Below are 22,496 nucleotides of genomic sequence, written 5' to 3'. Positions count from 1 at the left end.
CCGAGGGTACGGCGATGCCGCAGGCCCACGCCTCGGCCCTGCCTCGCGAGGGTGAGGTCAGGCAAGTCCGGCTTCGCGGTCGGACGGCGCGCGCTCGGCCGGCGGGACGGGGCGCTGGACGGCCGGGCGGCCGGGCTGCCGGCCCCGCCGCGGCGGTGGCTCCGCCGTGGTGCGGCCGGGCACTCGCCACGGCCCCTCGTCCGCCGGAAAGGCGGGGTGGGGAAGCGCCACGTCCGCTGGATGGAGGTCCGGCCAGGTGTCCGGGTACACGGAGCGGTCGCGGGCGGCTTGCGCCTCGTGGTCGGCCAAACGGACGACGGCCCCGATCGCGATGGCCGCGACGAGGGCGACGACCACCCACACCGTGATGAAGATCAGCACCCAGCTCATGGGCTCTTCCTTGGTGTCGCCGGCTCGACGCCGGATCCGACCGGGGATTGCCGTTCTCCGCAATTCGCGTAACTGGGTTCGAAGGTACCTGCGCATCCCCTGATGCGGGCCTCTGCGCTGCATCGCAGGTGACGCGCTGGTGAGTTCGTCGATCAGTTGTTGCTCCGCGCGACGAAGTCAGTCGATCGAGCTACGGGCATGCCAGTGCTGCGGCACGTGTGAACCGCCGAGGCTTCCGTTACGGTCCGCTTGCAGCCCCTGTGGTCAAGGTGGGACAGGCGGGATGACGCCGGTGTGTCGGTCTACGTCCGCGACGTTGCGCGATGACAGCCTCACACCGTGAAGTGGCAGCGCGTGCATCTTGGCCCGAGCAACCATCCGTGCGGGCTCTGCCGGGGCACGGACGTCGTCGTCGTGCAGGCCCAGGAGGTCCGCAGTGGCCTGGCCTTGATCAACCCTCGCTGGGTTCCGGCCGTCCGCAACTACGACCGCTGCCAGACGTGCGGCGCCAAGAACGTCGCCCCCGAGCAGCTACAGCCGGCCTAGCTGCGATGCCATTCACGTCAGTGCTTCCGGAGCGCCGCTTCGCGTGGTGAGGCGGAGGCGCCGTCAGCGGTGTACGCCGGGTCACTCGCGGCCGGGCTCACGACTCATGTCGAGGAAGTCGCGGAGCCACTGGTCGACCCGTCGCATGGTGTCGGCGCCCGCAGTGCCCGTGCGTCGCGTGATCCGAGTGGTCGAGATCGTCCGCGGCTGTTCGGTCATGGCGAAGCTCGGCTTGGAGAGGCCGGTGCGGTCGCCCTCGACGAGCACGTGGTGGGGCCAACCTCGGTCCACTGACGTGATCGGGACGACGATCGCCAGCTCGCGGACGCTGGCCAGGTAGTCCGTGCTGCACACGACCAGGGCAGGTCGGGTGCCACGCTGTTCCCGCCCTGCGGTCGGGGCGAAGTCGACCCAGACGATGGCGCCACGCTCGAGCAAGGGAGCCGTGTCCGTCACGGGTGGAGGCCGTCGTCAGCCAACGAGTCCCATGCCTCGGTCTCCTCGCGGTAGGACGCGTCCGTGCTCGCGTAGGCCTCGCGGACGGCCTCGAACCGCGCACGCCGTTCGGCTTCGTCAAGCAGTTCGGCGATCACTTCGGCGGCGGTCATCCGTTGCCGGCCTGCCCGTGCGGCGATGCGCTCGCGCAGACTCCGCGGCACCTTGATGGTGGTAACCGTGTCGGGCATACCGGCGAGGATACCTAGGAAACCTGCGGTGGCGAAGGTCGTTGCCTCGGTGGAGTGGCCGGAGCCTGGTGCGTCAGGCTGGCGTGGCTGCTAGGGCGGGCGACCGTGCGAGGAGACCTGCTACCGCCGCGGGGTGTGGCCGGCGCCGCCCGTGCTGACCGGCAGCGAGCCGCCGCGCAGCCGCCGCTCCAGCGGTTTCTCGACCACCGTGAACAGCACGTAGGCGCTGGCGATCGAGCCCGCCAGGGCCAGCACCGTCGCGCCGAGGGCGATCGCCACGGTGGTGGGCTCGAGCACGTAGTCCACGGCCCGGATGACCAGTTGGTGCGTCAGGTAGAAGGCGAACGACCACTCACCGAGCTTCACCAGCACCGGGTGACGGAACACCGACGGGCGCCCGTCCAGGTCGGCCTGCGCCGCCGTCGCGATGGTGAGCGCGAAGGGGATGAACGGGATGGCCACCCAGATCAGGTACGCCGGGGCGTAGGCGGCGATGACGTAGGCGACGGCGACCAGCGCCAGCGATCCGCCCAGCCCGATCCGCCGGACCCGGCGCCCCTCCTTGATCCAGAGCGCGATCAGGATGCCGAGGCAGAACTCCCACAGCCGCTGCACCGGGAAGATGAAGATCGCCCAGTCGGCGACCGTCTCGCCGTGGGTCAGCGGCGCCAGCACGACCGGCGGCACGATCACCAGCAGGCAGAGCACCCCGGCCGCCCACCACCGCGCCCGCTGCGAGAGCCGCAGCGCCTGCACGATGAGCAGCGGGAACATCGCGTAGAAGAACATCTCGCACGAGATCGACCACGTGACGCCGTTGCCGGCCCAGTAGTACTCGTTGTCCGGGATCCACGCGTGCAGGCCGATGAACGACGGCGCCATGTGCCACAGGAGCTCCCCGGTCTCCTCCGGCCGGGCCAGCGCGTTGAGCGGGATGAACGCCAGGACGGCGACCCAGTAGGCCGGCGCGATGCGGGCGAACCGCCGTCGGTAGAAGGGGCCCGCCTTGTCACCCGGCCGGTGGGTCCAGGTGAGCACGAACCCGCTGAGGATGAAGAAGAAGCTCACCCCGGCCGCGCCCGGCTCCAGGTACGCGTAGAGCGCGTCGCCCACCGGCGTCAGCTCGAACGTCGCGATGGTGTGCGAGCCGAACACCAGCAGCGCGGCGATGAACCGCAGACCGGTCAGCGAGTCCAGCCGAGCGGTCGCCCGGGCGGGGGTGGGGCCGGACGACGAGGCGCGCGGGCGGGCGGGGATCGCCGCCGGGCGGCCGGCCGGCCGCTCGCCCGAGCGCTGGCCGGCCGAGCGGGCCGGGGTGCCGCGGGACGTCGTGCCGGGATGTGGTGCCGACACCGCTAGCCCTTCCGAGGCGCACGGGGCACCTCGGGCTGCTCGTCGACGACACGCCCGGGGAAGATCATTGCTCTCCACAGTAGAGGCTGCTGGCCGTCACCGCTGCGCGCAGGGGGAACACGGGAGGTGAACAGCTCGTTTCCTCCTGCGTGGCGGTGACTCCGCGGTCACGAGCTCGCGATGGGTAACCTCGGGCGCCCCGCCCGTGGTCACCCGGCGCGGGCCCGCGCCGTGCGAGCCGGCCGTCGTCCGGGGCGCTGCGCCGCCCACCGTGCCGAGACCAGGACCAAGAGGGAACCGTTGTGACTCGAGGACGCCGCCGATTCCCGCTCGCCCTGGTGGTGACGGCGTCGCTCGTCCTGACCGCCTGCGGCTCGGACGAGCCCGACGCCGGCGAGGGCGAGGCCCCGCACGCCACGGCCGAGCCGACGTCGACGCCGATCGAGTCCACCGCCATCCCGCGGTCCGACCTCGAGCCCGTCCCGACGACGGGGGACCGGTTCGACATCACCCGCCCGACGGAGGCCTCCCCCTCGGGCTCGGCGTCGCCGGACGATGAGGCGGCGGAGCCCGAGCAGGTGTGGAGCTACGCCGACGGCGACCTCTCCGCCTGGAGCGAGGTCCAGGCCGCCCGCCCCGAGCAGGTCCGGGTCGTCGACGAGCCGGCCCGCCCGGGCTCCGAGTACTCCGCCGCCTTCTCCGCCCGCCCGGGTGACTTCACCTTCGGCGTCGACACCACCATCCGCGGTGAGGTGCGCTCCACCATTCAGGAGGCCGGCGTCCCCCGCGAGGGTGACGTCCAGTGGTACTCGTGGTCGACGTACTTCCCCGAGGACTTCGTGTGGGACGGCGGCGACGAGTTCCTCATCTACACCCAGTGGCACCAGACGGCGAACGAGGGCTCGCCCAACGTCGATCTGTGGGTCACCGCCGGCCCGGACCCCGAACTCCGGCTCTCCGTGCGCGGCGGGCTGCAGGGCCGCGAGTCCGCCCAGTACGCCGCCACCTACGACCTCGGCCCGCTGGAGCGGGGGGAGTGGCTGGACCACGTCGTCCGCATCGAGTGGTCCACCGACCCCGACGAGGGCAACGTGCAGGTGTGGATCGACGGGGAGCGCGTGGTCAACGCCGTGGGGGCGACCCTGTTCGAGGGCCAGAGCATCTACTTCAAGCAGGGCATCTACGCCGCCAGCAACACCCGGCGCGAGCACACCGTCTACTTCTCCGACGCCCGCTGGGGCGAGTCGCGGGAGAGCGTCGCCCTCGAGCCGGCGGGCGACTGACGCTACTGCGCCGCTGACGCCGGCGAGCCGAGCGGGTTCTTGCCGGTCGGGGCGTCCGACGGGGCGTCGACCGGCTCGTCGTCGTCCGGCCCCGGCTCCGCGGGCGGCGTCTGCGGCACCACCCGGACGGCGACCAGCCAGCTCACCAGCGACATGGTGGCCGCGGCGATCACCAGCCCCGCCATCAGCCCGGTGCGGCCCCACACGGCGGTGAGGGTGACGGGCAGGAACACCGCGAGCGGCGCCACGCCGATGCGCACGCGCAGCGCCGCCTTGGTGTTGCGGGAGCCGCGCATCGCCAGCAGCGCGCCGTGGGTGATGCCGAACAGCACCATCTGCGCGCTCACTGCGGCCACCAGCCAGCCCGAGCCCCACGACTCGCCGAACAGCGCCCGGCCCACGCCCTCCGGCAGCAGCACCAGCGCCGTGCCGTAGACGACCGCGACCCCGGCCAGCGCCAGCGAGGCGAACCGGCCGATGCGCAGCGCCCGGCCGGCGTCGGACTCCACCGCGCTCGCCACCATCGGCAGGCAGATGACGCTCGCGGCGGCGACGGTGATGTTGAGCGGTCCGTTGGCCACCTGCGCGGCCTTCAGCTGGCCGAGCAGCGCCGTGCCGGCCACCAGCGGCAGCACGAAGATCGTCAGCTGGCCGGAGCCGGAGGAGAGCGCGAAGTCGCCCAGCAGCGGGCCGGAGACCGGCCACATCGCCTTGAGCCGCGCCTTCAACCGCACCGGCTCCCGCCGGATGCCGAACGCGACCAGCCCGATGACGTCGGCCAGCAGGGCGCCGAGGATCCACAGCGCCAGCACCGCCGCCGTCCCCGAGATCGCCTCGGTGAGCGCCAGGACGGTCGCGACCACCATGACCACCAGCCACACGCCGTCCAGCAGCACCGCCCGGCCCGGCCGCTGCTCGAGGAAGCCGACGTAGCGCAGGGCGTCCTGCAGCAGCAGGACGGGCAGGCCGAGGAAGAACACGGCCCAGGCGAGGTCCAGCGGCGTGGCCAGCAGCAGCAGGCCGACCGGGATGCCGAGCGCGCCGACCGCCGTCGCCGACACCGCGGCGACCAGGTGCACCGGCGCGCCCTTGAGCACGTTCCGCTGGGTGATCAGCAGCGGGTCGAGGACGGCGGCGCGCGTGCCGCCCAGCAGCAGCCAGTAGATGCTGTAGATCAGCGCGAACTCACCGAAGACGCTGGCGCTGACGCCGGTGGCGATCGCCACCGACAGCAGCATGTTGCTGGCGCTGGAGATCGCCTGGTCGGCGACGGTGAGGCCCCGGCTGACCAGCTTGCCCCCGCGCACGGCCCGACCCACGCGACGGATCACCATCGGCGGGCGCGGCGGGTCAGGGGCACGGCAGGGGAGTTCGGTGGACCGGGGTCAGCCGGCGCGGCGGCCGAGCGCCCGGTAGGTCCAGCCGGCGGCGGTCCAGGCCTCGCGGTCGAGGGCGTTGCGCCCGTCCAGGACGCGCTTCTGCTTGACGATCCGGCCGAACGCCTCCGGGTCCAGCTCGCGGTACTGCTTCCACTCGGTGAGCACCAGGACGGCGTCGGCGCGCTCGGCGGCCTCCTCGGGGGTGGCCGCGTAGTCCAGCTGCGGCCACTGCCGGCGGCTGTTCTCGACGGCCGCCGGGTCGGTCACCCGGACGACGGCGCCCTGCAGCTGCAGCTGCGCGGCGACGTTGAGCGCCGGCGAGTCGCGGATGTCGTCGCTGTCGGGCTTGAAGGCCGCGCCCAGGACGGCGACCCGCTTGCCCAGCAGCGAGCCGTCGCAGACCTCGCGGGCCAGCTCCACCATGCGGATGCGGCGGCGCATGTTGATGTTGTCGACCTCGCGCAGGAAGGTCAGCGCCTGGTCGGCACCGAGCTCACCGGCGCGGGCCATGAAGGCGCGGATGTCCTTGGGCAGGCAGCCGCCGCCGAAGCCGAGGCCGGCGTTGAGGAACTTGCGGCCGATCCGGTCGTCGAAGCCGATGGCGTCGGCGAGCAGCTTCACGTCGGCGCCGGTGGCCTCGCACAGCTCGGCCATCGCGTTGATGAAGGAGATCTTCGTGGCCAGGAACGAGTTCGCCGCCGTCTTGACCATCTCGGCGGTGGCGTAGTCGCTCTCCACCTTCGGGGTGCCGCGCTCGACGATCGACGCGTACACCTCGTCGAGCAGCGCCCGGGCGGTGTCGCCGTCGGCGCCGGCGGGCAGCCCGTACACCAGCCGGTCGGGGTGCAGCGTGTCCTGCACCGCGAAGCCCTCACGCAGGAACTCCGGGTTCCACGCCAGCAGCGCGCCGGGCGCCTTGTCGGCGATCAGCTCGGCCAGCTGCGCGGCCGTGCCCACCGGCACGGTGGACTTGCCGACGACGAGCTCGCCGGGGGCCAGGACGTCGATCAGCGACTCGACCGCGCCCTGCACGTAGCGCATGTCGGCGGCGTACTCGCCGCGCTTCTGCGGGGTGCCCACGCAGACGAAGTGGACGGCGGAGCCCGCGGCGTCGGCGAAGTCGGTGGAGAAGCGCAGCCGCCCGGTGGCCAGGGTGCGCTCCAGCAGCTCCTCGAAGCCCGGCTCGAAGAACGGCGCCTCGGCCTTCGACAGCGAGGCGATCTTGGCCTGGTCGACGTCGATGCCGACGACGTCGTGACCGAGCTCGGCCATCGACGCGGCGTGGACGGCGCCCAGGTACCCGCAGCCGATGACCGAGATCTTCACGCAGTGCTCCTGTGGTTCGGGTCGAGGTGGTCCGGCGCGTCGGCCGGGGCTGTTCCCCGGTCCGTCCGCCGCGGGCCTCCGCCATGTTCGACCACGCACCGGCCCGAACGCCAGCCGGGCGGCCACGGGAGCGGCGAGAATCGTCCGTGCAGGTGCCTGACGACCCGAACGGGTGTGACGCCGGTCGCTACCGCCGGGGAGGCTTGCTGCGGCGTGGCATTGTCGAGGGTCGGCCCGAGTGGAACGCTCCGCACCGGACCGGTGGGAACCGTATCGCCCGAACGGGGCGGCCGGCTGGCGGAAGGGGGTCGAGGTGGGCGACGCGCTGACCAGGACCGTGCCGCGCACGCTGGCCGTCTGCGTGCTCGCCGTCGCGGGGCTGACCGCCGCCGCGGCCTACCAGCCCGTCCTCGTCCTCGTGCTGGTGGTCGCCGCGCCCGTCCTCGTGTGGGGCGTCGACCACCCCAAGCGCTTCGTGGCGGCCGCGATCCTGGTGAGCATCTTCGGCAAGACGGCCGCGCAGGTGAGCGGCAGCGCGGCGGTGGACCTGCTCGACGAGCTGGCGATCGCAGCGTCGCTGCTGGTCTGCGTCGGGCCCCGGCTCTTCCGCGGCCAGCCGCTGCGGAGCTTCCCGGGGCTGGTCTGGTGGGCCCTCTACGGCGCGCTCGGGGTGGTGAGCGGGTTCGTCGTGGGCGTGCCGCTCGCCGTCCTGGCGTCGGGCACCGCGCTCGCCGGGAAGGGCATCCTGCTCGCGCTGGCCGTGGCGCAGCTGCACTGGACCAGCGACGACGTGCGCCGCCTGGCCAAGGGCGGGGTCGGCCTCCTCCTCTTCATCATCGCCTGCTGCGTGGTCAACCTGGCCATCCCGCAGACCTGGCAGAGCACGGTCGGCAACATCGACCAGCTCAGCTTCCGCGCGGCCATCCCGTCACTGATCGGCCCGTTCGTCGAGCCCGGCACGCTCGGGATCATGGCGGCCCTGGGCTTCCTCGCCGTCGTCGCGTGGAACACCACCATGGGCTCGACCCGCTTCACCTGGCTGCTCTCCGCCGGCATGGCCCTGGTCGCCATCCTCTCCTTCCGGCGCAAGACCTGGCTGGGGATGATGGGCAGCTTCCTGTGGCTGAGCTCGCGGGCCGGGCGGTCCGGCGTCTTCCCGGCGGCGATCACCGCCGTCGTCGGCATCGTCATCGTGTTCTGGTCGACGCTGCTCAACGCGCTGCAGGGCATCGTCGCCACCTACCTGGACCAGTCCGAGGGCACCGCGGCCCGCACGCTGATGACCCGCGACTCCTTCTTCGTCGCCCAGGACTACTTCCCGCTCGGCGCCGGGTTCGGCCGTTTCGGCTCCGACACGGCCTCGGAGTTCTACAGCCCGCTGTACCTCGAACGCGGCTACCAGAACGTCTGGGGCCTCTCCGAGCGCACCGGCAACGCGATGTTCCTGACCGACACCATGTGGCCGGCGGTGCTCGCCGAGAGCGGCTTCCTCGGGATGCTGGCGTTCCTGGTGGCGCTGGTCGCCGTCTTCCGGCGGCTGCGCCGGCTCTCGCGCGACGACCAGCCGGTCGCCCGCTTCCTGGGGCTGACGGGAATGGCCTGGATCGTCCAGTACCTGCTGGAGTCCACCGGCAATCCGGTGTTCGTCTCCCCGCCGTCCTACATCCCCCTCTTCCTCCTGATCGGGCTGCTGGGATCCTTCGGTGGCCGGGCTACCGAGACCGACACCGACGACGCCGACGACGAGCAGCCGGCCGGCGCCGGGCACGCGGGCGCGGACGGGCGCGGCGACGTGGCCCGGGTCACGCACCCGGCTCCCGTCGGCTGACATCGGCCACCCCAACCGGCGACATCACGAGCGCGAGGTCGGTTGTGCGGCCGGCCCCCATTACGCTTCGGTGGTGTCACCACGACGGGATCGAGCCGAACCGGCAGGTGAGCGGGTGGAGCTGTCCGCCGCGCTCAGCGGCAAGCGCGCGCTCCTGGTCGCCTCGACCGGTGGCCATCTCGCCCAGATCGTCCGGTGGTCCGAGCGGTTCGGCTTCCAGCCGGACTCCGTCTTCGCCACGTTCGACTCGGAGCAGAGCCGGTCGCTGCTGCGCGACCGCCGCGTGGTCACCCTCGACTACGTGCCCCCGCGCGGCCTCGCCCCGGCGGTCCGCGCCGGCATCCGGCTGTTCCGGGCCACGCGCCGCGAGCGCTTCGACGTCGTCCTGAGCACCGGGGCCGCGGTCGGGACGGCCGCCTGGGCCATCGCCCAGCTGCGGCGGCTCCCGTTCGTCTACATCGAGAGCGTTTCCCGCTTCGACGGGCCGTCGGCCACAGGCCGCATCCTCGAGCGGCTGCCGCGGGTGCAGCGCTACAGCCAGCACGCCGCCTGGGCCGACCGACCCGGGTGGCAGCTGGGCCCCTCCTTGCTCGACGACTACACCGCCGTCCCGGCGACCGACCGCCCGGCCCGGAACGGCGAGGGGCGCCGCATCTTCGTCAGCCTCGGCACCATCAAGCCGTTCCGCTTCGACGCGCTGGTCGACGCCGTGCGGGACCGGATGCGCCCCGGCGACACCGTCACCTGGCAGCTCGGTGTCACGACGCGCGACGACCTGCCCGGCGACGTCAACCAGGAGCTGCGCGCGGAGGAGTTCGACCGCCTGGTGGCCGAGAGCGACGTCTTCGTCACCCACGCCGGCGTGGGCACCCTGCTCCGCGCGCTCGAGCTCGGCGTCCGGCCGGTCGTCCTCCCGCGGCTGGCCGCGCGCGGCGAGCACGTGGACGACCACCAGCTGCAGGTGGCCCGCGAGCTCGCCCGGCGCGGGCTGGTCCTGCTGTGTTCCCCCGGGGAGCTGACCACCGACGAGCTCGACCCCTCGGGTGTGGTGATCCGCCGATCCGGGGACACGTCGGCGTGAGCCGGCCGTCGCGGCCCGCGCTGCGCGTCACGCAGATCGGCAACGCGTCGCAGGGGCGCGGCGGTGTCTCCTCCGTGGTGCGCACGACGAACACCTGGTCCGGCCCCGACCTCGAGGTGCGGGAGTGGCCCACCTACTGGCACGGCGACCGGCGGCGCACGCTCTCCGCGTTCGCCCGCACGGTGCTGAACGTGCTGTTCAGCAAGGTGGAGCCCACCGACGTGTGGCACTTCCACCTGACCCAGCAGGGGTCGTTCCTGCGCGAGGGCCTGCTGCTCGCCCTCGCCCGCCGGCGCGGGGTCTGCTGCACGGTCCTCGTGCACGGCTCGCAGTTCGTCGCGTTCGCCGAGGGCAACCGCCGGCTCGCCCGCCTGGTGCTGCGCCGGCCCGCGGTGGTCTTCGTGCTCACCGAGCCGGCCGCCGAGGTGCTGCGCTCGCTCGGTGTCGACGCGGTCCGGGTGGCCAACGCCGTGCCGATCGAGGAGGAACCGGTCGGGTCGGACCGCTCCGGGTTCGTCTTCGCCGGCGAGATCGGGCCGCGCAAGGGCGCCGACGTCCTCCTGGACGCGTGGTCGGCCGCCCGGCTCGACGGCCAGCAGCTCGTCCTGTTCGGCGACCTCGCCCCGCAGTTCCGGCTGCCCGACCCGCTCCCGCACGGGGTGGTGTTCGAGGGGCCGGTCGCCCCCGAGGAGGTGCGCGCCCGGCTGCGGACCGCGGTCGCGCTCGTGCTGCCCAGCCGGGCCGAGGCGATGCCGATGATCATCCTGGAGTCGATGAGCCTGGCCACCCCGGTCATCGCCAGCGACGTCGGCCAGATCGCCGAGGTGGTCGACGACACCGGCATGGTGGTTCCGCCGGCCGACGCCGACGCCCTCGGGACGGCGATCCGCCGGATGGCAGGCTCGCCGGAGCTGGCGCAGGGCCTCGGGCGCCGCGCGTGGGACCGTGTCCGGGAGCGGCACTCGAACGCCGTCGTCCGGCGCGTGTTCGTCGAGCACTGGCAGAACTGCGTGGAAGAGGCCCGAACGGGTGACGCCACCCGCCCGGATCGGGCGCAGGATATCTAGCCTAAGGCGCTCAGCAACTGCACGAATCGAACGGGGGAGCAGTCGCGGCCCTGCGGCGACCGCGACTGCGGCTCACACCTGTGGGCCTCGATCATCGGAGACGAGGAAGTAGTGGAACTCAGAGACACCATGGCGGCGTTCCGGGCCGGGTGGTTCCTGCCCGTGATCGGGATGCTCCTGGGTGGGGGCGTCGGGGCCGCGATGGCCCTGATGATGACGCCGACGTACACGTCGGCGGCGCAGGTGTGGGTGACGTCGACGGACGCCACCTCCACCACCGCTGCGTTCCAGGGCAGCCAGTTCGCCCAGAACCGGGTGGCCTCCTACGTCCAGATCCTCGACAGCGAGCGCCTGGCCGAGGGTGTCATCGACCGGCTGGACCTGGACCTCTCGGCGGCGGGCCTGCAGGAGCGGGTCGAGGCCTCGGTGGTGCCGGACACGACCGTCCTCGGGGTCGTGGTGACCGACACCTCGCCCCAGCGGGCGCGCGACATCGCCGCGGCGGTCGCCGCCGAGTTCACCGACCTGGTGCTCGAGGTCGAGGCGACCACCACGGTGCCGACCGACCCCGAGGTCGAGCCGGTGACGACCGTGCCGGTGAAGGTGACCGTCCTCGACACCCCCGAGGTCGCCGAGGAGCCCTCCGCCCCGAACCTCTACGCCAACATCGCCGTCGGCGTGCTCATCGGCCTGCTCGTCGGCCTGGCGCTCGCCTACGCCCGGGTGCGCATGGACCGCTCGGTGCGCGACGGGAAGGTCGCCTCCGACGCGGCCGGCGCACCCGTGATCGGCACCGTCGCCCGCGACCCGAAGCTCGCCTCCGGGCACGTGCTGCAGCGGAACAGCCGGTCGGGCAACGCCGAGGCCTTCCGCCAGCTGCGCACCAACCTGCAGTTCCTCAACGTGGACGAGCCGCCGCGGGTCATCATGGTGTCCAGCGCGGTCGCCGCCGAGGGGAAGAGCACCGTCGCGATCAACCTCGCCCTCACCCTGGCCGAGGGCGGGCACCGGGTCGCGCTGGTCGAGTCCGACCTGCGGCACCCCCGGGTGGTCCGGTACCTCGGGCTCGTCGACGGCGCCGGGCTGACCAGCGTCCTCACCGGCGCCGCCGACATCGACGACGTCCTCCAGCCCTACGCCAACGGCCGGCTCTCGGTCCTCGGCGCCGGCTCCATCCCGCCCAACCCCAGCGAGCTGCTGGCGTCCAGCCAGCTGCGCGCCCTGGTCGACCGGCTGCGGGCGACCCACGACTACGTCATCGTCGACACGCCCCCGCTGCTGCCGGTCGCCGACGCCAGCGCCGTCGCCGTGGTGATGGACGGCGTGCTGCTCTCGGTGCGCCAGGGCAAGACCCGGCGGGAGGAGCTGGAGCGCGCCGCGGCCGTCCTCGACCGGGTGGGCGCGCGAACCCTGGGCGTCATCCTCACCATGGCGCCGGCGTCATCGTCGCCGCACTCCTACGGCTACGACGGGGACGCCCCTCCGGAGCCCGACCCCAAGCCCCGGCCCGTCGCCGCCCAGGACAAGCCCCAGGCGCCGGGTGACCGAACCGGGGGCGACGTGCGGACGGAGCCGGGGGGTGCGACGCGGGTCGGGGTGCCGACCACCGATCCGGCCGGCGCGACCCGGGCCGAGGTGCCGACGGGTCCGGCGACCACCGAGATCCCCGCCGTCGGGCCGCCCCAGCCGCCCCAGCGCTCGGACTCGGCCAGCCGGAGCTGATCGAGGGCGCCTCGGCTCCGTCGCGAGCAGGCGCCGACACGGATGTGACCTGTACCGCTCACGCTCTGTGGGTGCACATGTCCGTTACGTAGGGTTATGTCGTGAGCGAGCCAAATCGTCGCGCAACCGCTAACGTCGAGCTCGGCGGTTCGACCGGCCGAGGCAACGGGGCCTCGCTGCCCTCTTCTGCTCACCCAGCGTGATCGGAGTGGGGCGGCGAGATGTTCGAGTCGCCGAGATGACGACCAGACGCACCCAGGAGGCTCGGTAACCCCATGCAGGTTTCTCACGACCAGACCGCTCGTGAGGTGCTGCCGGCCACGGTGCGGACCCGCTTCCCCGGCCTGCGCCGCCTGCGGGGCGAGGGCACCGAGGCGCGCCGGGCGTGGCGCACCGCCTATGTGCGCAGCATCGTGCTCGGGGACGCGGTCGCCGCCGTGCTCGCGGCCACGATCGGCTACTTCGGCCGGTTCGGGACCGACGTCGACGGCGCCGCCCAGTACTCGCTCTGGGCCGCGCTGGCGATGCCTGCGATGTGGGTGGCCGCCATGCACATCGGGCGGAGCTACGAGGAGCGCTTCCTCTGGGTGGGTGCCGAGGAGTTCCGGCGGGTCCTGCATGCCGCGGCCGTCCTGCTGGCTGCGGTGGCCGTGGTCTCCTGGGGACTGGACCTGCGCGTCGCGCGCGGCTTCGTCGTCATCGCCCTCCCTCTCGCGACGGTGCTGACGCTGCTGCAGCGCTACCTGCGCCGGCAGGCGCTGCACCGCGCTCGCAACGGCGGGGCCTTCCAGCAGACGACGGTCGTCGTCGGGCACCGCAACGCCGTCGCCTCGCTGCACGCCGAGCTCGACCGCGCCGGCTACCACGGCTACCGGGTCATCGGGTGCTGCCTGCCGGACGGCAAGGCGGCCGACGGCCCCGCCGACTTCGACGGCCTGCCCGTCCTCGGCGGCCTCGACGAGGTGCTCGACGTGGTGCAGCGGTTCGAGGTCGACACCGTCGCCGTCATGCCCTGCCCCGAGCTGGACGGCCCCTCGCTGCGCCGGCTGGGCTGGGACCTGGAGAAGACCGAGGCCGAGCTGCTGCTCGCCCCCGCGGTGACCGAGGTCGTCGGCCCGCGGGTGGCCATCCGCCCGGTCTGCGGGCTCCCGCTGCTGCACGTCGAGCGCCCGGAGCTGCGCGGGGTGCGCCGGCTGGCCAAGACGGCGGTCGACGCCTCGCTGGCCGCCACGGCGCTGCTGGTGACGCTCCCGCTGTTCCTCGTCATCGCGCTGGCGCTGAAGACGACCAGCCGCGGGCCGGTCTTCTTCGAGCAGACCCGCGTCGGCCGCGACGGGCAGACGTTCTCCATGCTCAAGTTCCGCAGCATGGTGCACGGCGCCGACCGGATGGCCGAGGTGCTGGAGGCCGACAACGACGGCAACGGCGTGCTCTACAAGCGCAAGGTCGACCCCCGCGTGACCCGCGTCGGGCGCCTGCTGCGCCGGTACTCCCTCGACGAGCTGCCCCAGCTGATCAACGTGCTGCGCGGCGACATGAGCCTGGTCGGCCCGCGCCCGCCGCTGCCCAGCGAGACCGAGCGCTACGGCTTCGACATGCGCCGCCGCTTCCTGGTCAAGCCGGGCATCACCGGGCTGTGGCAGATCAGCGGTCGCTCGGACCTCTCCTGGGACGACTCGGTGCGCATCGACGTCCGGTACGTGGAGAACTGGTCGCTGAGCTTCGACATGATGATCCTCTGGAAGACCCTCGGCGCGGTCGTCCGCGGGCGCGGCGCCTACTGAGCGTCCGCCGTGCTCCGCCAGCACTCGCGGATGTCGGCGTACATGGTGCGGGCGTCGAAGCCCGCCTCCCACGTGCCGTAGGCCGCCCGGGCCATCTCGTCCCGCAGCTCCGTGCTGCCCAGCAGGCGCACCAGGTGCTCGGCGAGGGCGTCGACGTCGCCGGGAGGCACGAGGAAGCCGTTCGCGCCGTGGGTGACCAGCTCCTCCATGGCACCCACCGGCGTCGTCACGGCAGGGATGCCCCGGGACATCGCCTCGATGACCACCATCGGCAGCCCCTCGGCGTGGCTGGGCAGCGCGAGCAGGTAGGCCGTGCGCAGCAGCTCCTGGGCCGCTGCCCGGGGCAGTGAGCCGGCGTAGGAGATCCGGCCGGGTCGGCTGCGGACGGCCTGCTCCACCAGCGCGACGACGCGGGGGTCGACCGGCGGGCCGGCGAGGACCAGCTCCACGTCGGGGAGGCCGTCGAGCCGCTCGAAGGCGCGCAGCAGCTCCGGCACGCCCTTGGACTCGTCGATCCGCCCCATCAGCACCACCCGCCTGGGGCGGTCGGCCGGCCAGGGCGTCACGGGCGGGGCGCCGTCGGCCACGCCGTTGTGCACGACGTGCACCCGCTCGGCGGGCACCCCCAGCTCCTCGGTGACCAGCTGGGCCCAGGGTCCGCCCAGGACCACCACGTACGCGGCGCGGCGGAAGAACCGCTCGATGCGGCGCTTCGCGGCCGGGGAGACGGCCTCGAGGAAGCCGCGGTACCCGGCGCCGTGCAGGTGGATGCCGTAGGGCAGGCCGCGCAGCGAGCACGCCGCCGCGACCGCCATCTTGCGCCAGGTGCTCCCGCGGCTGGCCACGTGCAGGTGGGCGACGTCGGCGCGCGCGGTGCCGGCGGTGAGCATGGAGCGGGCGAAGTTGGCGGCCCGCCGCGGGGTCGGCCCGATGCCCCCGGAGTCCACGACCCGCAGCTGCACGGGTGCGTCGCTGAGGCCGTTCTGCGCCTCGAGTTCGGCGACGACCGACGCCATGCCGCCGGACTGGCCGCCGGTGGGGCCGATGCTCAGGACGCGGAGTGCGCCGTCGTCGTGGTGATGGTGCCGGCCGGAGCCGGGCGTCGATCCTCGCATCGTGCCCGGATCACCGAGCCGCGACGTCGTCGAGCTCGGGCAGCGTCCACTGCTCCCCGAGCCAGGCATCGAAGCTGTGCGGCTCGAACGGCAGCACACCTCCGCCCGGGTAGGGCGTGTGCTCGCTGAACCAGATCACGCCGTCGACGTTGTAGAGGTCGACCCGCATGAAGTCGAAGGGGCGGGCGAGCACCTCGGCCGCGTGGTTCAGGGCGGCCAGGTTCTCCGGCGGCGGGCCCGGCTCGCCGCTGCCCAGGGCGGTCGCCACGTGCAGCGGCTCCCAGTCGGCCGTGTAGAAGGTGCGCGAGTGCTGCTTGGTGAACCGGCCCGTGTCCACGGACACCGCGGCGATCTTGCCGTCGAACATCAGGTACTTGTAGTCGTCGGGCGGCGTCACGCCGTCGCCGATGGCCTCCTCGAGGACGTAGAGCGGCCGCGCCTGGCTGTAGGCCCACTCGCCGAGCAGCACGCTCTGGTCGTCACGGAGCCAGGTCTTCGTCGCCGCGATCGTGCGGGCGTCCACCGACTCGTCCGCCCGGCCGAAGCGGACCAGCCCGCTGCGGTGGTTGGGCTTGAGCACCCACGGGCGGTCGAACATCCGGCCGGCCACCTCGGTGAGGTCGGTGCCCGACCAGAAGGTCTCCGGCACCGAGATGCCGGCCTCCTCCGCCACCTGCGCAGCGTGGTCCTTCATCGCCAGCTTGTCGCACGTCCAGGCCAGCACCGGCCGCCGGTCGTGCATGATGCGCCAGTTGATCTTCTCCCCGAACGTCTGCGGGTCGCGCAGGCGCGGGAGCCGGCCGTGCCCGGCCAGGTAGAGGTACCGCCGCCGCAGGGGCAGGGGGAGGAGCCCGGCGACCCTGCGGTGGGCCGGCTGGAAAACGTGTCGGAGGCTCTCGTTCAAGCCGCTCCGGGGCATCCGGACCCCTTCTGGTGTGAGACGTGGGCACGCCGGCGGTGTCTGCTGCCGGGCGCTCCGTCGGTGCGTCCGGTGTCGCGGCGAGCCTAGTACCCGGGCTCCGGCGTGGCTTTTCTCCGGAACCGAACCACCCCATCGGAGGTTTCGGGCGGTGGCCGGCGCCGATCAGACTGGGGGCGTGTCCGACGAGCAGATCCCCGCCACACCCCTGACCGTCCTGCTGGTGTGCACCGGGAACATCTGCCGGTCGGCCATGGGCGAGGGGCTGGGGCGGTCCTACCTGCGCGGGCTCCTCGGCGACGCGGCCTCCGACGTCCGGCTGGTCAGCGCGGGCACCCGCGCGGTCACCGGCTCCCCGATGCACCCCCGGAGCGCACTGGTGATCTCCGGGTTCGGCGGCGACCCCGAGGGGTTCGTGGCCCGGCAGCTGGAGCCGGGGATGGTCGCCGAGGCCGACCTCGTCCTGACGCTGACCCGGGACCACCGCCGCACGGTGCTGGAGCTCGCGCCACGGGCGCTGGCGCGCACGTTCACCTTGCGGGAGGCCGCCGCGCTGCTGGGCGCGCTGGAGGACCGGCCGCCCGAGGGCGAGGGCTTCACCGGCCGGGCCCGCGGGCTGGTCGCCGCCCTGGCCGCGGCCCGTCCCGGGCGCCGGGGCGACGAGGGCGACGACATCGCCGATCCGATCGGCCGCTCCCTGGAAGGCCACGAGGAGGTCGGCCAGGCCGTCGCCGACGCCCTGCTGCCGGTCCTGGCCGCGCTGATCTCGCTGCACCCCGAGGTCGACGGCGCCGTGGAGCCCGGGCCGGTCCGGATCGCCGCGCACGTGGACCGGAGCGGTGGGCACCCGGCGCCGGACGGGGCGGTCGACGGGGACGGGTCGCTGCCGGCTGCGCTCGACCACCGGTCCGCGGGCCCGGGACGTGCCCGGCGTGCGTTCGGCGCGTTCGGCCGCCGTCGGCGCCCGGCGAGCTCCTAGGACCGCCTCACGCAACCTTCGACTGGTTCACGGTGGGCCGGCTAGCGCTTCGCGTCAGGACAGTGTGCGCGGACGCGCAAGTCCCGTGCCGAGAACTGACCATCTGCGCACTCCGTCGCCATCAGCGGCGGTTACTGGCGGGCGACGGGCGGGGCGGTGGTCCACTCCGCGGGCACGAAATCGGGCACCGCAGCGGTGTCCGCCGCGTGCCGCCGATCGGCCGTGCGCACCGCCCGGCCGATGCCGAGCGCCAGGAGCACGGCCAGCATCGTCCACGCGGTCAGGAGGACCAGCACCCACGTCATGGGACCTTCCTAGGCGGGCGGAGGCGCCGGGGTCCGGTCCGACGCGGGCAGAACCTGCCGAAAAAGTCCACCCCCACATGTTTGGGCGTCCGCGCTGGTCGGGCCGCGAGTCGCGTAGCAGAACCCGTGACGACTCGCCGGGAAGCCCGGAAAATTCACTCGAACGGGCTTGGCGTTATGTAACCGTGACGCTACCTTCTGTCGCGTGTCACGAAACGCTCACCGACAGTGGCGAAGCCTCCGACCCGGTCGTCGCCGGCGCATGTCGCGCCGACGCATGACGCAGCTGCTCCTCGCGCTCATCGGGATCCTTCCCCTCAGCTATCCGATCGTGCAGGGCGGGGGATCCGGCGTCGTCGCCGAGCAGGCCGCACCTGCCGTCGAGTCCCGCGACTCGCGTCCCGCCACGCAGCCGTCCCCGGCCGCCACTGCCCCTGACGCGGCCCCGGCCGGCGAGGTCCCGGCCGACCAGGCCGCCGCCGGCGCCCAGGCCGAGGCACAGGCGCAGGCCCGGGCGGAGGAGCTGGCCCCGGTGGCCGGCTCGCGCTCCGGTACGGGCCCGGCCCCCACCGCCACGACCACCACCCCGACCCCCGCTCCGAAGCCCACCACGGCCGCGACCACCCCCAGCACGACCACCGCCCCGCCCGCCCGCGCGACGACCCCCTCCACCGGCGCCCTCAGCTGGGCCCCGCCGGCCGGCTGGCAGAATTACCCGGTCACCCGCATCACCTCGACGAACTCCGTCACCACGGTCAGCGGCAAGGGCGGGGACGTCCTGGTCCAGCTGCCCGCCGACCGCCCGGCCGCGCCGATCATCATCGCCAACTGCCGCAACGCCGTCGTCATGGGCGGGCAGATCAACGTCCTGCCCACCGCCCGCATCGGCAACGACGACCAGCGCGCCATCTACGTGCACAAGTGCACGGGCACCGTCCACATCGAGGGCGTCCTCATCAACGGCAACGTCGCCGGCTCGCAGGCCGACGGCATCGCCGTGAACGCCCCCGAGGCGACCGTGCAGATCCAGAACGTCCGGATGGACGCCCTGCGCGGCACGTACTCGGTGAACCACGCCGACGTCTTCCAGCCCTGGGGCGGGGTGCGCGAGTACCGGATCGACCGGCTCACCGGTACGACCAACTACCAGGGCATCCAGGTGCGCCAGGACCTCGGGGCCATCGGCAAGGGCACCATCCGGAACGCCAACGTCGGCAGCTCCGAGGTGAACCCGATCGAGCGGGGCGGGCAGTTCATCCGCATCGACTGCAACACCTACCCGCTGGCGCTCGAGAACGTCTACCTCGACCCGCGCTCCGGCCGGGACATGGGCTACAGCGTGTGGCCGCAGACCGATGACCGCAGCTGCCCCGCGAAGATCAGCAACGGCGTCGTCTCGTGGCCCTCGATCGGGAACCTGAGCGGCACCCTCACGCAGGGCAAGCCCGCGTCGGGTGACTTCGTCCCGGCCGGCTCCGTCGGCATCGGGTACGTCTCTCCCGGTTACCGCTGACCTGACCCTCGAGGGGGCGGGTGCCGCGCAGACGCGCGGCGCCCGCCCCTTCGTCGTCCCTAGTAGGCGCCGCGGCCGGTGAAGACCGCCCCCACCGTCCGCCAGAGGATCATCAGGTCCAGCGTCAGCGACCAGTTCTCGACGTAGTGGATGTCCAGCCGCACCGAGTCGCTCCAGGACAGGTCGGACCTGCCGCTCACCTGCCAGAGACCGGTGAGGCCGGGTTTGACCACCAGCCGGCGGTGCATCTCCACCCCGTACCGCTCGACCTCCGAGGGCAACGGCGGGCGCGGCCCGACCAGCGACATCTCGCCCCGCACGATGTTGAGCAGCTGGGGCAGCTCGTCGATGGAGTACCGGCGCAGCACCCGGCCGGCCCGCGTCACGCGCGGGTCCTGGCGCATCTTGAACAGCACGCCGTTGCCCTCGTCCACCGCCGCCAGCCGGGCGACCTGGCGCTCCGCGTCGACGTGCATGCTGCGGAACTTCAGCATCGGGAACCGGCGGCCGTCGCGGCCCACGCGCTCCTGGCGGAACAGCACCGGCCCCGGGCTGTCGAACCGGACGGCCACCGCGGCGGCGACGAGGATCGGCGCCAGCAGCAGCAGGAGCAGCACGGCGGCAGTCCGGTCGAACGACTCCTTGACCAGCCGGTGGAGGCCACGGAGCTCGGGGCGCTCCATCTGCAGCAGGGAGAGCCCGCAGACCGGGCGCACGCGGATGCGCGGGCCGGCGACCTCGGAGACCGATGGCGCGAGCAGCAGGTCGGCCTGGGTCTTCTCCAGCTCCCAGCCCAGCCGGCGCAGCACCGCGCCGTCCAGCTCCGGTGACGGCAGCACGGCCACGGTGTCCACCTCGTAGCGCTCGACGACGTCGACCACCTCGTCCAGGGCACCGAGGACCGGCAGGCCGCCGGGGCCGCTGCGGAGGCCGGAGCCGTGCGGCAGGCAGTACCCGATCACGCGGTAGCCCTGGTCGGCCTCGCGGTGCAGCTGCTCCCGGAGCGCCGCCACGCCGGTGCGGTGGCCGACGAGCAGCGTCGTCTGCTGGAAGCGCCCGTGGGCCCGCTGCCGGCGCAGCCAGGACCGGTGCGCCTGCCGCTGGGCGAGGGTGAGCAGGGTGGCCAGCGGCAGGGCGACGACGACGAACCCGCGGGCGACCTCGAGCTTCAGGCCCCACGAGACCGTGCCCACGATGGCCAGCAGCAGCGCGGCGGCGAAGAAGACCCGGCGGAACTCCTCCGGCCCCTCCCAGAGGTACCGGCTCTCGTAGCTGCGCGCGACCACCATGGCGAACAGCCAGACGGCCGGCAGGGCGACGGCGATGGCCAGGGAGGCGGTCGTGAGCCCCACGTCCGGCGGGGCGAAGCGGGCGAGCAGACCGCTGCCGGCGGCCGCGCTCGCGCAGAGCGCGTCCCACACGACGAGCCGGCGGACGTAGGGGCCGCGCCAGGCCCGGCGCGCTTCGGTGCCGGCCCCGCGGAGCCGGTCGGGCCGCGGCAGCCGCTGGAGCGGCGCGGCGCGGTGCTGGGTGACGTGTTCGGACGGAACGGCTTCACTGCTCATCGCGTGAGTTCCCTGCGGTGCGAACGGCGGTCCGGCACCCGGTGCGGAGAAGTCACCGGGGGCGGTCGCGCACGTGCGGAGTCATGGAGTGTTCGACGAGCCGATCGGGGGGGACCGGCGGGGGAGGACGGAGGGGGTGCGCCCGTCAGTCGGGGCTGGCACCCGGGTCCTCGACGCGGCCCAGGAGGACGGCGTCGTGCCCGCGAGCGATCCGGATCGAGCCGGCGAGGGAGGCGGGGAAACCTGCGTCGAGCACCGCGAGCGCGGCGTCCGCGTGGTCGGTGTGGCCCGTGGCGCACGACCCGCCGCCGTACACCGAGGCCGACGTGTGGCCCACGGGGGCAGGCGCGTGCACCGGCGCGACCGGCGTCGCCGGCGGGCTGGGCGGGGGAGGTCGGTGCACCGGTGGTGCCGCCGGCTCACGGGGGTCGTCGGCCGGCGGGGCCTGGCCGAGCCCGGTCGCGCCCACGGGCACCGGTGCGGCCTTCGCCGGGGAGGCGGGGGCCACGGTCGCGGTGCCGGGTTCGGGGGCGCACTCGGCCGCGGTGGGCCCGGCCGGGGCCGGGAGGGCGGGCGGGGTCGCCTCGGGGGGCCCCGCCGGGTCGGGCACCGGCTCGGCAGCGGGCGCCGGGTCGGCAGCAGGCGCCGGATCGGCCGGCTCGTCGGCGGCCGCGGGAGCGGCCGGCACCGGGTCCTCCGTGCCGTCGGCGGGCACGCCGGCGGGATCTGCGGCCGGTGCCGGCTCCGACGCCGGGGTGTCGGTGGCCGGAGCGTCCGCGTCGGTCCCGGCGTCGGTGGCCGGGGCGTCCGCGTCGGTCCCCTCGTCGGTGGCCGGGGCCGGCTCGGCCGGGGTCTCGGTCGCCGGAGGTGCCGCCGGGTCGGCGGGGGTCTGCTCGGCGGGTGGTGGGTCGGCCGGGGTCTCGCCGGCGGGGGTCTCCCCGGCGGGCGGCGGGTCGGCCGGGACCACGGGTGGGTCGAGCGAGACCACGGGCGGGTCGAGCGGGACCACGGGCGGGTCGAGCGGGACCACGGGCGGGTCGAGCGGGACCACGGGCGGGTCGAGCGGGACCACGGGCGGGTCGAGCGGGACCACGGGCGGGTCGAGCGGGACCACGGGCGGGTCGAGCGGGACCACGGGCGGGTCGAGCGGGACCACGGGCGGGTCGAGCGGGACCACGGGCGGGTCGAGCGGGACCACGGGCGGGTCGACCGGGACCTCCGGCGGCGGACCGGCGGGCGGATCGGGGAGCGGCGTCACCGCACCGGCCGGCGCGACGACGTGGGTGTCGCCCTCCGTGGGCGCCCGAGCTTCGGCCCGGGCCGCGTCGTCGGTGGTGGCGGCGAGCACCGTCCAGACGCCCAGCAGCAGGAAGGCGGTCACCAGCAGGCGCCGGGACCAGCGCGCACGTCCGGAGGGGGCCGCGGCCGGCGAGCGGAGGTCGCGCGGCACCCGCGCGGCACCCCACGGCCGGCCGATGGACATGCGGTTCCCCCTGTCGCTCCTCTCCCGAACACCTTCGGCCGAAGTCTGGGCGAGGGGAACCGGGCCCGGGTGGCGTTCGGGTGAACAGCGGCCGCGCGCGGCCCGGCCTCACTGTTGGTGACCGGAGGAACTCGGAACGGCGTCGCACCGTGGGCGTCCGGCCTCCAGGACG

At 73.8% G+C, this 22,496-nt stretch carries 20 protein-coding genes; 9 read left to right on the top strand and 11 right to left on the bottom strand.

All coding sequences use genetic code 11. The features are described from left to right. Nucleotides 1-57 precede the first annotated feature (57 nt). Entirely contained in the window at nucleotides 58-390 is a 333-nt protein-coding gene (locus QOZ88_RS14425; RefSeq protein ID WP_306000438.1) for a hypothetical protein, read from the bottom strand. 339 nt (nucleotides 391-729) lie between these two features. On the opposite strand from QOZ88_RS14425, the gene QOZ88_RS14420 reads away from it, so the two are divergent. Then, nucleotides 730-936 carry a hypothetical protein gene (locus QOZ88_RS14420; RefSeq protein WP_306000437.1) on the top strand — a complete coding sequence of 69 codons (207 nt, stop codon included), beginning with the start codon at nucleotides 730-732 and terminating at the stop codon, nucleotides 934-936. Between the two features lie 81 nt (nucleotides 937-1,017). Here QOZ88_RS14420 and QOZ88_RS14415 read toward each other — a convergent pair whose 3' ends face one another. The 3 genes from QOZ88_RS14415 to QOZ88_RS14405 all read right to left on the bottom strand — a co-directional run bounded on the left by QOZ88_RS14415 (nucleotide 1,018) and on the right by QOZ88_RS14405 (nucleotide 2,975). Next, a complete protein-coding gene (locus QOZ88_RS14415; protein ID WP_306000436.1) occupies nucleotides 1,018-1,392 on the bottom strand; it encodes a type II toxin-antitoxin system PemK/MazF family toxin in 375 nt (124 codons plus the stop codon). Beyond that, the gene (locus QOZ88_RS14410; RefSeq protein WP_306000435.1) at nucleotides 1,389-1,622 is read right to left on the bottom strand and encodes a hypothetical protein; all 234 of its coding nucleotides are present in this window, start codon (nucleotides 1,620-1,622) and stop codon (nucleotides 1,389-1,391) included. Before QOZ88_RS14410 ends, QOZ88_RS14415 begins: the two co-directional genes overlap by 4 nt. Nucleotides 1,623-1,742: 120 nt before the next feature. Further along, a complete protein-coding gene (locus QOZ88_RS14405) occupies nucleotides 1,743-2,975 on the bottom strand; it encodes an acyltransferase family protein (RefSeq protein WP_306000434.1) in 1,233 nt (410 codons plus the stop codon). A gap of 302 nt (nucleotides 2,976-3,277) precedes the next feature. Between QOZ88_RS14405 and QOZ88_RS14400 the strand changes: the two genes are divergently transcribed. Further along, nucleotides 3,278-4,258, top strand: coding sequence for a polysaccharide lyase (locus QOZ88_RS14400; RefSeq protein WP_306000433.1), 981 nt, complete (start codon nucleotides 3,278-3,280; stop codon nucleotides 4,256-4,258). Between the two features lie 2 nt (nucleotides 4,259-4,260). Here the strand turns inward: QOZ88_RS14400 and QOZ88_RS14395 are convergent, their stop codons facing one another. Both QOZ88_RS14395 and QOZ88_RS14390 read right to left on the bottom strand, forming a co-directional pair. Beyond that, nucleotides 4,261-5,577, bottom strand: coding sequence for an MATE family efflux transporter (locus tag QOZ88_RS14395; protein ID WP_306000432.1), 1,317 nt, complete (start codon nucleotides 5,575-5,577; stop codon nucleotides 4,261-4,263). 66 nt (nucleotides 5,578-5,643) lie between these two features. After that, nucleotides 5,644-6,963 carry a UDP-glucose dehydrogenase family protein gene (locus QOZ88_RS14390; protein ID WP_306000431.1) on the bottom strand — a complete coding sequence of 440 codons (1,320 nt, stop codon included), beginning with the start codon at nucleotides 6,961-6,963 and terminating at the stop codon, nucleotides 5,644-5,646. Between the two features lie 313 nt (nucleotides 6,964-7,276). On the opposite strand from QOZ88_RS14390, the gene QOZ88_RS14385 reads away from it, so the two are divergent. The 5 genes from QOZ88_RS14385 (at nucleotide 7,277) to QOZ88_RS14365 (ending at nucleotide 14,445) form a co-directional block, all read left to right on the top strand. After that, nucleotides 7,277-8,791, top strand: a complete 1,515-nt coding sequence (locus tag QOZ88_RS14385; RefSeq protein ID WP_306000430.1) for a hypothetical protein — start codon at nucleotides 7,277-7,279, stop codon at nucleotides 8,789-8,791. Nucleotides 8,792-8,906: 115 nt separating this feature from the next. Further along, nucleotides 8,907-9,872, top strand: a complete 966-nt coding sequence (locus tag QOZ88_RS14380) for a glycosyltransferase (RefSeq protein WP_306000429.1) — start codon at nucleotides 8,907-8,909, stop codon at nucleotides 9,870-9,872. Then, complete coding sequence (locus QOZ88_RS14375; protein WP_306000428.1) at nucleotides 9,869-10,939, top strand: glycosyltransferase family 4 protein; 1,071 nt, start codon at nucleotides 9,869-9,871, stop codon at nucleotides 10,937-10,939. Before QOZ88_RS14380 ends, QOZ88_RS14375 begins: the two co-directional genes overlap by 4 nt. Before the next feature lie 111 nt (nucleotides 10,940-11,050). Continuing rightward, nucleotides 11,051-12,661, top strand: coding sequence for a polysaccharide biosynthesis tyrosine autokinase (locus QOZ88_RS14370; RefSeq protein WP_306000427.1), 1,611 nt, complete (start codon nucleotides 11,051-11,053; stop codon nucleotides 12,659-12,661). 275 nt (nucleotides 12,662-12,936) lie between these two features. Beyond that, nucleotides 12,937-14,445, top strand: a complete 1,509-nt coding sequence (locus QOZ88_RS14365) for a sugar transferase (protein WP_306000426.1) — start codon at nucleotides 12,937-12,939, stop codon at nucleotides 14,443-14,445. Here QOZ88_RS14365 and QOZ88_RS14360 read toward each other — a convergent pair. Together QOZ88_RS14360 and QOZ88_RS14355 are read right to left on the bottom strand one after the other, a co-directional pair. Continuing rightward, nucleotides 14,439-15,560, bottom strand: a complete 1,122-nt coding sequence (locus tag QOZ88_RS14360; protein ID WP_306000425.1) for a glycosyltransferase family 4 protein — start codon at nucleotides 15,558-15,560, stop codon at nucleotides 14,439-14,441. The two genes, QOZ88_RS14365 and QOZ88_RS14360, sit on opposite strands and share 7 nt — an antisense overlap. Before the next feature lie 10 nt (nucleotides 15,561-15,570). Further along, nucleotides 15,571-16,464: an ATP-grasp fold amidoligase family protein gene (locus QOZ88_RS14355; protein WP_306000424.1), complete on the bottom strand. Its 894-nt coding sequence runs from the start codon at nucleotides 16,462-16,464 to the stop codon at nucleotides 15,571-15,573. Nucleotides 16,465-16,657: 193 nt separating this feature from the next. Between QOZ88_RS14355 and QOZ88_RS14350 the strand changes: the two genes are divergently transcribed. Further along, a complete protein-coding gene (locus QOZ88_RS14350) occupies nucleotides 16,658-17,458 on the top strand; it encodes an arsenate reductase/protein-tyrosine-phosphatase family protein (RefSeq protein WP_306000423.1) in 801 nt (266 codons plus the stop codon). A 131-nt stretch (nucleotides 17,459-17,589) separates the two neighbouring features. Here QOZ88_RS14350 and QOZ88_RS14345 read toward each other — a convergent pair whose 3' ends face one another. Then, nucleotides 17,590-17,763: a hypothetical protein gene (locus tag QOZ88_RS14345; RefSeq protein WP_306000422.1), complete on the bottom strand. Its 174-nt coding sequence runs from the start codon at nucleotides 17,761-17,763 to the stop codon at nucleotides 17,590-17,592. A 277-nt stretch (nucleotides 17,764-18,040) separates the two neighbouring features. Here QOZ88_RS14345 and QOZ88_RS14340 point away from each other — a divergent pair, with 277 nt between their 5' ends. Then, on the top strand, nucleotides 18,041-19,276 hold the full coding sequence (locus QOZ88_RS14340) for a hypothetical protein (protein WP_306000421.1): 1,236 nt from the start codon (nucleotides 18,041-18,043) through the stop codon (nucleotides 19,274-19,276). Between the two features lie 59 nt (nucleotides 19,277-19,335). On the opposite strand, the gene QOZ88_RS14335 is transcribed toward QOZ88_RS14340, so the two are convergent. Together QOZ88_RS14335 and QOZ88_RS14330 are read right to left on the bottom strand one after the other, a co-directional pair. Then, nucleotides 19,336-20,841 carry a sugar transferase gene (locus QOZ88_RS14335; RefSeq protein ID WP_306000420.1) on the bottom strand — a complete coding sequence of 502 codons (1,506 nt, stop codon included), beginning with the start codon at nucleotides 20,839-20,841 and terminating at the stop codon, nucleotides 19,336-19,338. Nucleotides 20,842-20,986: 145 nt separating this feature from the next. Further along, nucleotides 20,987-22,324, bottom strand: a complete 1,338-nt coding sequence (locus QOZ88_RS14330) for a hypothetical protein (RefSeq protein ID WP_306000419.1) — start codon at nucleotides 22,322-22,324, stop codon at nucleotides 20,987-20,989. Between the last annotated feature and the right edge of the window lie 172 nt (nucleotides 22,325-22,496).

Source organism: Blastococcus carthaginiensis, assembly GCF_030731085.1.
GTDB classification, from domain to species: Bacteria; Actinomycetota; Actinomycetes; order Mycobacteriales; family Geodermatophilaceae; genus Blastococcus; species Blastococcus carthaginiensis.
Note: the sequence above shows the minus strand (reverse complement) of the source record. Positions and strands in the feature narration are given on the sequence as shown.

What these genes read in the sequence shown, in the direction of transcription:
- QOZ88_RS14335 (WP_306000420.1), bottom strand. Translation starts at nt 20,841, where the DNA reads ATGAGCAGTGAAGCCGTTCCGTCCGAACACGTCACCCAGCACCGCGCC.
- QOZ88_RS14410 (WP_306000435.1), bottom strand. Translation starts at nt 1,622, where the DNA reads ATGCCCGACACGGTTACCACCATCAAGGTGCCGCGGAGTCTGCGCGAG.
- QOZ88_RS14425 (WP_306000438.1), bottom strand. Translation starts at nt 390, where the DNA reads ATGAGCTGGGTGCTGATCTTCATCACGGTGTGGGTGGTCGTCGCCCTC.
- QOZ88_RS14365 (WP_306000426.1), top strand. Translation starts at nt 12,937, where the DNA reads ATGCAGGTTTCTCACGACCAGACCGCTCGTGAGGTGCTGCCGGCCACG.
- QOZ88_RS14345 (WP_306000422.1), bottom strand. Translation starts at nt 17,763, where the DNA reads ATGACGTGGGTGCTGGTCCTCCTGACCGCGTGGACGATGCTGGCCGTG.
- QOZ88_RS14340 (WP_306000421.1), top strand. Translation starts at nt 18,041, where the DNA reads ATGACGCAGCTGCTCCTCGCGCTCATCGGGATCCTTCCCCTCAGCTAT.
- QOZ88_RS14360 (WP_306000425.1), bottom strand. Translation starts at nt 15,560, where the DNA reads ATGCGAGGATCGACGCCCGGCTCCGGCCGGCACCATCACCACGACGAC.
- QOZ88_RS14330 (WP_306000419.1), bottom strand. Translation starts at nt 22,324, where the DNA reads ATGTCCATCGGCCGGCCGTGGGGTGCCGCGCGGGTGCCGCGCGACCTC.